Origin of the sequence: Lachnospira rogosae (ex Hitch et al. 2025), assembly GCF_040096455.1 — a bacterium.
Taxonomy (GTDB): Bacteria; Bacillota; Clostridia; order Lachnospirales; family Lachnospiraceae; genus Lachnospira; species Lachnospira rogosae.
This window is the reverse complement of record NZ_JBBMER010000010.1, coordinates 1-12,763: the sequence shown is the minus strand read 5'-3', so window position 1 is coordinate 12,763 and position 12,763 is coordinate 1. Positions and strand designations below refer to the sequence as shown.

Here is a 12,763-nt window from a genome sequence, read left to right as displayed (position 1 = left end):
CTATAACACACTGACTGCATAGTAAAATCCCCACAGATATGAACTTCTGTGGGGATTTTTTGAAAGATTATTAATCTTTCCGCCGACCTGGCCGGCATAATTTATATATGAGAGTTTTGGAAAAGTAAGCTTATTTAGTTAATTCAGCTGTCTTATATATAAATGTTACTGAATTGTCCTTACCATCTGATTTACCAAGGAATGTGTTGTAATTCTGACCAAGCCTGATTACTTCCTTGATTGTATCTACTGCTGTATCAGCATCATCACCAACAAGACTTGTAATAGCTTTAATACCTGTCTCATTGAATTCTGCCATACCATCTTTAAGTGTTATAGCACCATCATTAAGCTGTGTTACACCATCTGCTAAAGTTACAGAAGATGACTTAAGTGTTGATGTTCCATCAGCAAGCTGTGTAGAACCACTTCTTAAAGCTTCGTTGTTAGAATTAAGTGTGCTGAAACCGCCTGCAATCTGTTCAATACCACCGTTAAGTGTATCATTATTGTCGTTAAGCTGTGCAAGTCCTGCGCTTATCTGTGCTATACCACCATTAAGTGTATCATTGTTATCGCTAAGCTGTGCAAGTCCTGCACTTATCTGTGCTATACCACCATTAAGTGTATCATTGTTACCACTAAGCTGTGCAAGTCCTGCATTAAGCTGTGATGCACCTGCGTTAAGTGTATCGTTATTCTTAACAAGTTCACCAAGTCCGTCTGTTAATGACTGGCTTCCATCTGTAAGCTGCTTTAATGCTGCATTAATAGTTTCATTATTGCTAAGATTGCTAACAACTGCATCTAATGCACTTGAAGCACCTATATTACCAGCAGCCTTAATAAGAAGTCCTAACTGGTTAGCATATACATAATCCTTTGAACCAGCCTGTGATACCTGTGGAGTATATGGCTTACCGCTTGTCACAGCTTCTGTATATGTCTCTGTTATTATATTAGTTGTATAAGCTGTAAGATACTTTACAAAATAAGTCGATATATCTGTTGCTGCCTCACTACTGCTCTTCTTGCCCAGATTACTAAGGTCTGTTGCTATAGTTACATCACTAAGGCCTAATGCTGTTCCTAATTTCTGTAAATCAGCTGCCTGCTCCATAACAGTCTTTCCTGTTGAGTCTGCTACAGAATTCATCTTATAAGCTGTTGAATTAGCTGCAAGTTCCTTAACAACATTTCCAATAAGTGCTGTCTTAATGCTCTTTATTCCTTCATTTAATTGTGAAGCTCCTGCCTCTGCACTAGCAACACCATCTGTATAAGCCTTTAAACCTGTCTGTAATGAAACTGCACCTGCTGCCGCACTGGCAACACCGCCTGTATATGTTGAAAGACCACTCTGTAATGTGCCTGAACCTGCATTAAGTGCTCCTACACCATCAGTATAAGTCTTTAAACCTGACTGTAACTGTCCTGCACCTGCACCAAGCTGGTTAGCTCCTGCTGTGTATGCACTGATACCATCCTTAAGCTGTCCTGCACCTGCTGCCAGAGCTGTAGCACCATCTGTATAAGCATAGATACCATCTTTAAGCTGGCTTGCACCATCATTTAACTGGTTCACGCCATCTGTAAGTGCTGGAATACTGTCAGAAAGTGTCTGTGTACCATTCTGGAGAGTAACTGTTCCATCTGTAAGCTGGTCAGCTGCTGACTGAAGCTCATTCATCTTATCTTCAAGCTTAGCAAGTGAGAAATCATCTGTATCTATATCATTAAGTGTGCTTGTTGTAGCAACTGACATAGACATATCAAGCTCGAAATCCTCTACATCTGCTGATATTTCAAAGTATTCTGGAATATCCATATCAAGGCTTTCACCATCAAACTTAAGGTTTAAAGTATCCTTTAAGCCTGGCATAGCCATACCAAGTGCAATGATATTATCGCCAACCTTGCTTACCTTGCCGTTAGTAACTTCTACATTACTGAACTTATCTGTTGGAAGAAGTGTTCCTGTAATCATAGTAAATGGAACATAAGCTGTCTGTGACTTTCCATTAACTGTTATATTCTTCTTCTCATTGTTAGTATAGTCATATCTGATAGTAACCTTACCACTCTTGCCAATCATATCTTCTGGCTTAGTTTCAACACCATTTAACTTGTAAGTAACCTTTATTGAAACAGGAGCAGTCTTATCAGATGTGCTCTGGTTAGTTGTTGTTTCGCCCTTAGAATCAGTAACCTTTTCTGTTACAAGAACGTGATCCTGAGTTCCGTCTGCCTTATCAAATACATATACCATCTCGTCTCTTGTATTTGTCTTTAATGTACTTGTATTTGATATTGAAAGCTCGTTCTTAATAGCATTTGTTATAATATTCTCTGTATTAGAAGCAGCCTCACTGCTTATTGCAACCTCACTGCCTGTCTGATTATATGCTGTGCTAGTGCCACAGCCTGTAAGTGTTGAAGCAATAAGAACAACACTTAATAATACTGAACTATATTTAAATAAAGTCTTCTTAACCATAACTATTCCTCCATTTTCTTACTTCCTGATATATTCTTATATCTGTTACGGCATATACACCTTTGACCCGTTCATACATCTTTCTGATTACATATCCTGATTCTTCTTAGGCTTAAATCCTATACTTGTATTGATAATGAGCTTATCACATAATACAAACAATGATGGAAGTATGAAGATAACTACGAACATACTTATAATTGCACCACGTGCCATAAGTGTACAAAGCGAACCAATCATATCAACTGAAGCTATACATCCAACACCAAATGTTGCGGCAAAGAAACCAAGTGCACTAACAATAATTGATGGTATTGATGTTGAAAGAGCTATCTGAATTGCTTCCTTCTTAGCGTATCCCTGGCTTCTTTCCTTCTTATATCTTGTTGTCATAAGAATAGCATAATCGACTGTTGCACCAAGCTGGATAGTACCGATAACTACTGATGCAATAAATGGTATCTGTGTATGCGTAAAATATGGAATACCCATATTAACAAATATAGCAAATTCGATTGCTGAAACAAGTATAATTGGAAGCGATATTGATTTAAGTACGAACAGGATAATAACAAATATAGCTACTATCGATACCGCACTGACTGTCTTAAAGTCCTTATCTGTTATAGTGATAAGATCCTTGGTACAAGGAGCTTCACCAACTACCATTGCCTTAGAATCGTAAGACTTTACAATATCATTCACCTTACTAATCTGATTGTTAATTTCATCTGATGCTATTTTGTAATCTGTAGCAATCATCATTATCTGATAATCTTCACCCTTAAGCTCTGATACTGTCTTAGCCGGTAAGAATTCCTGTGGAATACCAGACTTAAGTGCTGTGTCAAGTCCGAGTGCGAACTGTACACCGTCTACATCACCTAACTTATCAAGCATTTCGTTAGCTGTATCTGTAGACATACTAGAGTCAGCAAGTATCATATAGATTGAATTCATATCAAAGTTTTCTTCCAGCTTCTTATTAGCCTGTGAGCAGGCAAGGTCATCTGGAAGTGTATCAGACAAATCATAATATACTGATGTATGATTCTGTCCATATATAGCAGGTCCTAATAATACAACAAAGACAATTACAAATATCCATGAGTGGTTTACTATAAATGTAGCAAGCTTATCGAAGTTTGGCATAATCTCACGATGCATTGTCTTCTCTAATGCCCTGTCAAATGTAAGTATCAATGATGGAAGGATTGTTACACAACCGATAACACCGAATACAACACCCTTTGCCATAACGATACCAAGGTCAAGACCAAGTGTGAAGCTCATAAAGCAAAGTGCAATGAAACCTGCAACTGTTGTTATAGAAGAACCAACTACGGATGTAAGTGTATTACTAATGGCAACTGCCATCGCTTCCTTGTGGTCATCCGGATATATTTCCTTCATTTCCTTGTAGCTGTGCCATAAGAAGATTGAATAATCCAGTGTAACACCTAACTGAAGTACAGCCGCAAGAGCTTTAGTTATATATGAAACCTCACCTAATAAAATGTTAGAACCCAGGTTGTATACAATTGCCATTCCTATACTTATCATAAAGAATACTGGTACAAGAAATGAATCCATAAATATAGCAAGCACGATACATACAAGAACTACTGCTATAAGTACATAAAGTGGTGTCTCTTTCTCCGAAAGATTCTTAGTATCCGTAACTACTGCTGACATACCACTTATAAAGGCCTGACCCTCTGTCTGCTCTCTTATCTGTATGATAGCATTCATAGTATCATCACTTGAAGTTGTATTATCGAAGAATATTGCAAATAAAGTTGTATCTGTGCTGTCATTCTCGAAATACTTTCTGAATTTTGATGGAACAATCTCAGATGGAACATCTTCACCAACTATTCCTGTGTAAGAAATAACCTGTGCAACGTGGTCTACATTCTCTACCTTCTTAATAAGTCTGTCAGTAGACTTCGTATCCATATTCTGGACAACGACCATCGCGTATGCACCCTTATTGAAGTCATCCATAAGAATGTCCTGACCCTGCATAGTCTCTATCTCATTCGGAAGATAATACAGAATATCGTAATTAACTCTTGTATTAAAGTATCCGATTGCAGATGGAATAAGAAGCAGGAAACTCAGAATAAGAATTGGAATTCTGAGTTTAACAATTACTTTTCCAAACTTTTCCATAACTCGCCTCATTTCTACGTCTGCGACGTAATTTTACTTTGATTGGACTGATAACCTCTCAATAATTAATAACTCTCTTAATTAATTACATTTATTATCAATTCAATACATATGACCGTGATCTCTCAAATATGACTTTTGGTCATTTTCTTTGCAAGTGTTATTCTAGCACAAAATGACCGATAGTCAATACTCAAAATGACTAAAAGTCATTTTTTTATAGATTTTTTATTTTCAACATGGTAGAATATTAATTGACAGAACAACTAATATTATGCCTGCATTAGATTGGAGATTTTATGGGAAAACTTGAGAACAACAAACAACAGAAAAGGACTTCCCTCTTAGATACAGCTTTTAAGCTCTTTACAACGCAGGGTGTTTCCAAGACATCAATTGCCGAGATTTCACAGAAAGCTGGAATTGCCAAGGGCACTTTTTATCTGTATTTCAAAGATAAATATGATATAAGAAATAAGCTCGTTTCTCACGAGGCAAGCAAGCTCTTTAAAAATGCAGTGAATGCATTAGAACTTCATATAAAAGAACAGCAGATTAATGACCATTCGTTTACAATTACATTTACCGAGGAGATTATATTTATTGCTGACCACATAATTAATGTGCTTAACACCAACCAGACACTTCTTACATTTATATCAAAGAACCTGTCATGGGGAATATTTAAAGAGGCTCTTACAACCAATGTCGCTGATGACGACATTAATTTTAAAGATATCTACTATGAAATGCTTGAAGACTCTGGTCTTAACCTCAACGAGCCCGAGATTATGCTGTTTATGATTGTCGAGCTTATAAGCTCAACATGCTACAGCTCAATCCTTTACAAAGAACCAGCTGATATTGACAGGCTCAAGCCTTACCTTTATAAGGCCATTAAGGCAATTATCAATGAACATACAATAGAAGATTAGAAGATAAGAAATCCCCTTCCTTACCAGAAATATTATCTGACAAAGAAGGGGATTTGTACCACTCCACCTATAATTTTAAAATTTACTCTTAAATTTATTTTAGCTAAGACTCTCTTTTAATCACTCTTTTATATAAGTTTTTAACATTTGTGTAACATTTTTTCTTTTAAGAACTAATTTCCCAGAAGCTTATTATATATATCCCTCTTAGATACGCCCCTGTCCCTGGCTGCTGCCTTCATAGCCTCTTTTTTATCAAGTCCCTGTGCTATATACATATCAACGTGTTCCTGCTCAGACATAGTAAGCCACTGTGCCTGTGCTTCCTCTTTAAGCTCATTTCTGTCTTTTCCAGCAATTACAAGAACATACTCGCCCCTTGGCTGGTTATTCTCATAATAACTGCACGCCTCTGCAAGCGTTGTAACCATACTATTCTCATAGCGTTTGGTAAGTTCCTTGCATATAGTAACTGCCCTGCTTCCTCCTAACACCTCAGAAAGCTCTTTAAGTGTCTTTAAAAGCCTGTGTGGAGCTTCGTATATAATCATTGTTCTTGTTTCATCTTCAAGCTCTTTTAATATGTCTTTACGCTCATTCTTGTCCGCCGGAAGAAATGCTTCAAATGCAAAACGTCTTGTTGCCTGTCCCGACATTGTAAGTGCCGTTATACACGCTGCCGCACCAGGAACTGATGATACCTTAATTCCTGATGCAAGTGCCTGCCTTACAAGCTCCTCTCCCGGGTCAGATATTCCAGGTGTTCCAGCATCAGTTATTACAGCGACTGACATTCCTTTAAGCATCTTCTCAACAAGCACCTTTGCCTTATCATACTTGTTATATTCATGATAGCTTGTCATCGGCGTATTAATCTCAAAATGATTAAGCAGCTTTATGCTGTTTCTCGTATCCTCCGCCGCAATAATATCAACTTCCTTTAATATCCTTAACACCCTGAACGTAATATCCTCAAGATTACCAATCGGAGTTGCACACAAATATAACTGCCCAACTCCGCTATTATTATGAGAGCCATTAAATTCTTCAAGTGCCTGCACACTATCATAATCAATATCTGTAATATTATCTTCCATACTGCTCCTCTCTTAAATTCATACTAATTGTACATTTTTAAAAGTTCTTCCGTGTAACTTCCATCGCTATTGTATACAATAAGTGGTTCTTCCACTATAAGCTGTGAACGTCCGCCCTTTACCGCCTCTATAAGTACCATATTAGCTGGCTTATCTATATGCGGATACACAAGCCTTATACGCTTTGGCTCAAGGTGGTTATTCTTCATAGAAGTAAATATATCTACAAGTCTTGATGGTCTGTGAACCATATACATATGTCCCTTAACCTTAAGGCACTTTGAAGCTTCCCTTACAACGTCCTCAAGACTGCATAGAAGCTCGTGTCTTGCGATTGCCTTGGCACTCTCAGGATTAACAATTCCGTGATTTTCATTCATATATGGTGGATTGCTTGTAACCACATTAAAAGAAGCCCCACCTAAAATATGTGAAGCTTCTTTAATATCACCTTTTACAATATTAACCTTGTCTGACAGACTATTAAGTTCAACATTTCTGACAGCAAGGTCATAACTGATATCCTGAATTTCCAAGCCTGTATACATACTGCCTGGATTTTTCGCCTGCATAAGAATTGGTATTACACCATTTCCAGTACCCATATCAAGCACCTTCTGGTTCTTTCCGGCCTTCGCAAATGTAGACAACAACACAGCATCCATTCCAAAACAGAACACATCTGTATTCTGGATTAGTCTGAGATTATCCCTGCATAAGTCATCAATTCTCTCATTGGCATTAATACCTGCATTAATCTTAGCATCAGTCATCATTAATATGGGCTTTTCCTTCCTTTTTCTCAAGCTCTTCGAGTTCTTTTAACTCTTTATCATCTATATTCATTCTGTCGTTTCTTCTCTTAGGCTTAAATCTAAGCTCAGCAACAGGATACTCTCTTATCTCTTTCTCATCTCCATCAAGTGTGACAATTACCTTAACAAGCTGTCTTAACACATTAACGCTTGATACCTCACCCTTTAACTTCTCAGGTGTAGTAACATAATCTCCCACATTAGGAAGGTTGCTGTTAAGCTCCTCGTAAGTTTCCTGCTCATTCTTAAGACAGCACATAAGTCTTCCACACACACCCGATATCTTTGATGGATTAAGCGATAAATTCTGTTCCTTTGCCATCTTAATTGACACTGGTATGAACTCTGGCATATATGTTGCACAGCACAATGGTCTTCCACAAGAACCAATTCCGCCTAATATCTTAGTTTCATCTCTTACACCAATCTGACGAAGTTCAATTCTTGTCTTAAATACTGCTGCCAGATCCTTTACAAGCTCTCTGAAATCAATTCTTCCATCCGCTGTAAAGTAGAACAATACTTTATTATTGTCAAATGTATACTCAACCTTTATAAGCTTCATTTCAAGATTATGCTTCTTAATCTTCTCAAGACATATCTTATACGCTTCTTTTTCCTTTTCCCTGTTCTTAGCTTCCCTTTCATCATCATCAGGTGTCGATATTCTGATAATAGCCTTAAGCGGCTGTACAACTGCTGAATCCTCAACCTCTCTTTCACCAAGAACAACGTGGCCATACTCAATTCCTCTTGCTGTTTCAACAATAACGTGCTGACCAACCTCAACATTATACTGTCCCGGTGCAAAGAAATATATTTTGCCCACCTGCCTGAATCTAACACCAACAACTTTAGTCATCTATTTTTAATCTCCAATCCTGCCAAATATTAATTCCTAACATCAGCCAATTATTCACTAACTGCCTACATATCCTCTTTCATAGCCATAATAAGAAGTTCTATGCATAAGTCAAAATTAACATTGGCCTTAAGTCTTACCTTTACTTTATCTATAGAATTAAGTATATCCTGAATTCCTTCGTATGACATAACCTCAGCCTGCGATTTGATAAGCGAAATCTCATCACTAAATATTAGATAATTCGTATCATTAGTACTCTTAAACATAAGCACGTCCCTGAACCACATAGCCATAAGATCAAGATAATCGTCTATTGTAAGCTTGTAATTAGTCACATCTTTAACAACTGCCATTATGTCTGCCGCCGTCATATCCTTCACATTCTTGATAACGTGCATAACATCATTCTTTAAATGTGCGAATTCCGTACTTTCTATAATAGTCTTAGCACGTCCAATCTTACCCTGTGCAAAATCAGCCGCAAACTTACGTTCATATTCTGACACGTCATAGTTATCCTTAAGATAATCCATAACTACGCTTTCCTTTAATGGCTTTAAATCAAGAAGCACACATCTTGATATAATAGTCTGTAAGAAAATGTCTGCGTTAGTCGTAAGAAATATAACAATACCATACGCTGGTGGCTCTTCTATAGTCTTAAGAAGTGCATTCTGTGCCTGCACTGTAAGCTTCTCAGCCTCATCTATAATGTATATCTTATAACGGCTTGAGTATGGTTTAATAAGCATATCTGATATTATCTGATCTCTTACATCATCTACACCTATACTTGCAGGCTTCTCGTGTCGTACCCATATTATATCAGGCTGATTGCCTGACTCTGTCTGTATACAGGAATGACATTTATTACAAGGCTTATTATCGCCTTCTGCCTCACACTGTAATGCTTTTGCAAATATCTTGGCAATCATCTTCTTTCCAGCACCAAGCCCTCCATTGATAATGTAAGCGTGTGATACCTTATCTAATTTAATTGCGTTCTGTAAATGCTCTTTAATTGTATCGTATCCATAAATATCTGAAAATGTGCTCATTATATACTCCAATCTTATGCTGATATATCAAGCAATAAACCCCTGATATCATCAATTCTTCCTACAATCTCAAGATGATTTTTCTCTTCTTTAACAAGTTCTCCTGCCAGCTCATCAAGATTCTTATCCACAAGTTTAACAATACCATATACTCTGTGTCTGCCTCGTCTATCAAGAAAGTTCTCTCTTGAGAACTTATGGGAACGGTTAACAACCTCATTAAGAAACCCCTTAACAAGCTCCCTGTACTTTCGCATATCCTTAATATCCATATGCTTTGCAATCTTCTCACCCTGCTCAGTAATCTGTTCCATCATACTGCCAAGCTTTTCCTGAAGATCCTTTTCTTCTATATTACTAATAAGAGTAAACTTAAAACTACTGTCCGTACTCTCTGTATTCTTCACCTGCTGAACTGAAGATGATGTCTGTATATCATTAATCTTTATATCCATAACTTTACTCTCTTTCGTGTCCACCATCATGTAATTGTATCATATAAATATCATTAATACAATTCAAGCCAACTCACTCTTACTGCATTTATAAAAGCTGCTGTTTAATTGCCTCTTTGATGTCCCTTATACAATCCTCTATTGTTCCATCGTTGCTAAATCTCTGATTAATTCCGGCTTCCTTAATCTTTTCCTCCGAGAAATCTTTACTGTCTGCAAGAAAACGCCTGCACATTTCCTCATACTGTGGTACTTCCTGCTTCTGTTCCCTGTTGATAGCTCTCATAAGCCTTATTCCATCATCGACTTCTATATATATCGGTAATATTGCATCTTTTCCAAAGTATGCACAAAATTTATTGTAAGCCTCAATAGTACCTATAACAATGTACTTGTCACCGCTTCCAAGCCTGATCTGCCCATCATCAACTGTAAAATACTTCCACTCTCCATACACTGTGTTATATATCCGCATCTCTATTACTTTATCCGCCGCTTCAAGCTCCAATGCCTTCTCATTATCTACATAATAATACTCTACACCTTCTTTTTCTCCAGCTCTCATAGGTCTTGTTGTATACATAATAACAGTCTTAAGATTTAGCTCCTTATCACCAACTAAAGCCTTAAATATATTATCTTTACCACTTGAACTTTTTCCCATTAAAAATGCTATCTCAGGCATAACAAAGCTCCTTCTTTTACACCTACAACCTCCAGACCTGCCTCACCAGCCGCCTGAAGTATTGCAATAATCTTTCGTGTAATAACCTCTCCCGGACATAATATCGGTATTCCCGGTGGATATACATACACTGACTCTCCACTTATCTTACCATATATCTTCTCATTATTCATCTGAATTTCATCACAACCTGATAAATCACGCCTGTTAAATGCTTGTGCAATTGTCAAAGCCTGCTCATCCCTGAAATCAGCAACATTTATCTTATTACTATTATCCTCATCATTAATTAAAATCTCATCTTTACTTCTATTATTATATTTACTCCTACTCTCATCTATTTCTTCGTCTATCTCTTTTAATGCCGCAAGAACTCTATTATCTAATTCTTCGTCTATCTCTTTTAATGCCGCAAGAAATCTATCATAATACTCCTGCGAGTCAAATATTGATGTCATCGCTATTACATATTTTATAGATGACATTTCAAGCTGGATTTTATATTTATAAAATAGAGTGTCATATAACCATTTTGCATCTTTATATCCTAATACAAGCTTTGATATGTCATCCGTCTTTATTAACCTGATATGCTTTAATTCTGACAATCCATTTCTTAAAATAGTGAGCTTATCAACATATTCAGCAAATAATTTATCACCGTCATTCTTAACAATGCTTAAGCTTCTTGCTATGGAAGACATTAATATATACGATGGACTTGTCGACTGGTATATGTTCCAATACCTTCTTATACGTTCTACATCAACTATTCCATAATTAATATGAATAAGTGCAGTCTGTGTAAGCGATGGAAGTGTCTTATGCACACTGTTAATTACTATATCAGCTCCACACTTAACTGCTGACTGTGGAAAGCTTTCCGAGAAATTAAAATGTGCACCATGAGCCTCATCAACAATCAATGGAATATTATATTGATGAAGATACTCTGCTATTGATTTAATATCAGATACATTTCCCTCATAAGTTGGTGATGTAAGTATCACGGCTTTAATATCATTTCTGTCATGGTCTGAGCTGTATTTATCCACAATGTCCTTAATTTCTTTTAATGTTATCCCCTTATAATACCCATATTCCTCATCATATTCTGGATAAATATACACAGGATTCAGTTCATTGAGGATAACTGCATTATAAACTGATATATGACAGTTTCTTGCCATTATAACAACATCATTTTTATGGGTAACTCCGCATATTGCCGACATATTACCTGCAGTGCTTCCATTTACCAGATACCAGCTCTCATCAGCTCCATAAAGCTCCGCCGCCTCATCAAACGCATCTTTAATAATAGTTTCGGCATTGTGCATATTATCAAAACCATTAATCTCCGTTATATCTTTCTCATATGGATTTCCCATATCACCCATATATAACTCAATTAATTCTTTATTTCTCTTAGCCCCCGGCATATGCATAGGTACTATATTTTCATCTTTATATTTATCTAACTTAGACAATATATCATCATATTTAATATCCTTATTTGTAGTTCCTGTTTTATCCGATTTTCCCGTTTTATCTAAATTCATCTTTATACTCTTATCTCCATTCCAATTCATTGTTACACTCTCATCTTTTATTTACTGTTATTTATTATTGGGATACAAAAAAACCATAGATACTACATAACGTAATACCTATGGTATAAATAAGTGCCTAGAACCGGAATCGAACCAGTGACACGAGGATTTTCAGTCCTCTGCTCTACCGACTGAGCTATCTAGGCAAAGTAGCGGGGACAGGATTTGAACCTGTGACCTTCGGGTTATGAGCCCGACGAGCTTCCGAGCTGCTCTACCCCGCGTCATCTATAACTATTGTATTCATATATGATGAAGATTATTCATCAAATGGGCGGAGAAGGATTCGAACCTTCGAAGGCAGTGCCAGCAGATTTACAGTCTGTCCCCTTTGGCCACTCGGGAATCCACCCATATAAAATTAAATTAACAATAACCCTAGCCTTCCAACCAAGATATTATTGTTAATAAAAAGCCGACAGTCGGAGTCGAACCAACAACCTGCTGATTACAAATCAGCTGCTCTGCCATTGAGCCATGTCGGCATATAAATGGGACCTACAGGGCTCGAACCTGTGACCCTCTGCTTGTAAGGCAGATGCTCTCCCAGCTGAGCTAAGATCCCATA

At 37.1% G+C, this 12,763-nt stretch carries 10 protein-coding genes and 5 tRNA genes; 1 reads left to right on the top strand and 14 read right to left on the bottom strand.

Annotated elements, in window-relative coordinates; translation table 11 throughout:
- Positions 1 to 130: 130 nt before the first annotated feature.
- Both WMO14_RS11765 and WMO14_RS11760 read right to left on the bottom strand, forming a co-directional pair.
- Positions 131 to 2,497, bottom strand: a complete 2,367-nt coding sequence (locus WMO14_RS11765) for a hypothetical protein (RefSeq protein ID WP_349153879.1) — start codon at positions 2,495 to 2,497, stop codon at positions 131 to 133.
- Between the two features lie 87 nt (positions 2,498 to 2,584).
- Positions 2,585 to 4,672 (bottom strand): efflux RND transporter permease subunit, encoded by a 2,088-nt coding sequence (locus WMO14_RS11760; protein WP_055176741.1) that lies wholly within the window; start codon positions 4,670 to 4,672, stop codon positions 2,585 to 2,587.
- Between the two features lie 299 nt (positions 4,673 to 4,971).
- On the opposite strand from WMO14_RS11760, the gene WMO14_RS11755 reads away from it, so the two are divergent.
- Complete coding sequence (locus WMO14_RS11755; protein WP_349153878.1) at positions 4,972 to 5,607, top strand: TetR/AcrR family transcriptional regulator; 636 nt, start codon at positions 4,972 to 4,974, stop codon at positions 5,605 to 5,607.
- A 173-nt stretch (positions 5,608 to 5,780) separates the two neighbouring features.
- Here the strand turns inward: WMO14_RS11755 and rsmI are convergent, their stop codons facing one another.
- The 12 genes from rsmI to WMO14_RS11695 all read right to left on the bottom strand — a co-directional run bounded on the left by rsmI (position 5,781) and on the right by WMO14_RS11695 (position 12,760).
- On the bottom strand, positions 5,781 to 6,704 hold the full coding sequence (gene rsmI / locus WMO14_RS11750) for a 16S rRNA (cytidine(1402)-2'-O)-methyltransferase (protein ID WP_022501526.1): 924 nt from the start codon (positions 6,702 to 6,704) through the stop codon (positions 5,781 to 5,783).
- Positions 6,705 to 6,727: 23 nt separating this feature from the next.
- On the bottom strand, positions 6,728 to 7,480 hold the full coding sequence (locus tag WMO14_RS11745) for a tRNA1(Val) (adenine(37)-N6)-methyltransferase (RefSeq protein ID WP_242854161.1): 753 nt from the start codon (positions 7,478 to 7,480) through the stop codon (positions 6,728 to 6,730).
- The gene (locus WMO14_RS11740) at positions 7,470 to 8,381 is read right to left on the bottom strand and encodes a PSP1 domain-containing protein (RefSeq protein WP_055176736.1); all 912 of its coding nucleotides are present in this window, start codon (positions 8,379 to 8,381) and stop codon (positions 7,470 to 7,472) included. Before WMO14_RS11740 ends, WMO14_RS11745 begins: the two co-directional genes overlap by 11 nt.
- A 65-nt stretch (positions 8,382 to 8,446) precedes the next feature.
- Complete coding sequence (locus WMO14_RS11735) at positions 8,447 to 9,442, bottom strand: DNA polymerase III subunit (RefSeq protein ID WP_055176733.1); 996 nt, start codon at positions 9,440 to 9,442, stop codon at positions 8,447 to 8,449.
- 14 nt (positions 9,443 to 9,456) lie between these two features.
- The gene (locus WMO14_RS11730) at positions 9,457 to 9,897 is read right to left on the bottom strand and encodes a YaaR family protein (RefSeq protein ID WP_022501530.1); all 441 of its coding nucleotides are present in this window, start codon (positions 9,895 to 9,897) and stop codon (positions 9,457 to 9,459) included.
- 88 nt (positions 9,898 to 9,985) lie between these two features.
- Positions 9,986 to 10,582: a nucleoside/nucleotide kinase family protein gene (locus tag WMO14_RS11725; protein WP_055176729.1), complete on the bottom strand. Its 597-nt coding sequence runs from the start codon at positions 10,580 to 10,582 to the stop codon at positions 9,986 to 9,988.
- Positions 10,570 to 12,174 (bottom strand): aminotransferase class I/II-fold pyridoxal phosphate-dependent enzyme, encoded by a 1,605-nt coding sequence (locus WMO14_RS11720; protein WP_349153877.1) that lies wholly within the window; start codon positions 12,172 to 12,174, stop codon positions 10,570 to 10,572. Before WMO14_RS11720 ends, WMO14_RS11725 begins: the two co-directional genes overlap by 13 nt.
- 94 nt (positions 12,175 to 12,268) lie before the next feature.
- Positions 12,269 to 12,341, bottom strand: a tRNA-Phe gene (locus tag WMO14_RS11715).
- A 4-nt stretch (positions 12,342 to 12,345) separates the two neighbouring features.
- Positions 12,346 to 12,419 (bottom strand) — tRNA-Met (locus WMO14_RS11710).
- Between the two features lie 47 nt (positions 12,420 to 12,466).
- Positions 12,467 to 12,548: transfer RNA gene (locus WMO14_RS11705), tRNA-Tyr, on the bottom strand.
- Between the two features lie 60 nt (positions 12,549 to 12,608).
- Positions 12,609 to 12,680, bottom strand: a tRNA-Thr gene (locus tag WMO14_RS11700).
- 7 nt (positions 12,681 to 12,687) lie between these two features.
- Positions 12,688 to 12,760, bottom strand: a tRNA-Val gene (locus WMO14_RS11695).
- Positions 12,761 to 12,763 lie beyond the last annotated feature (3 nt).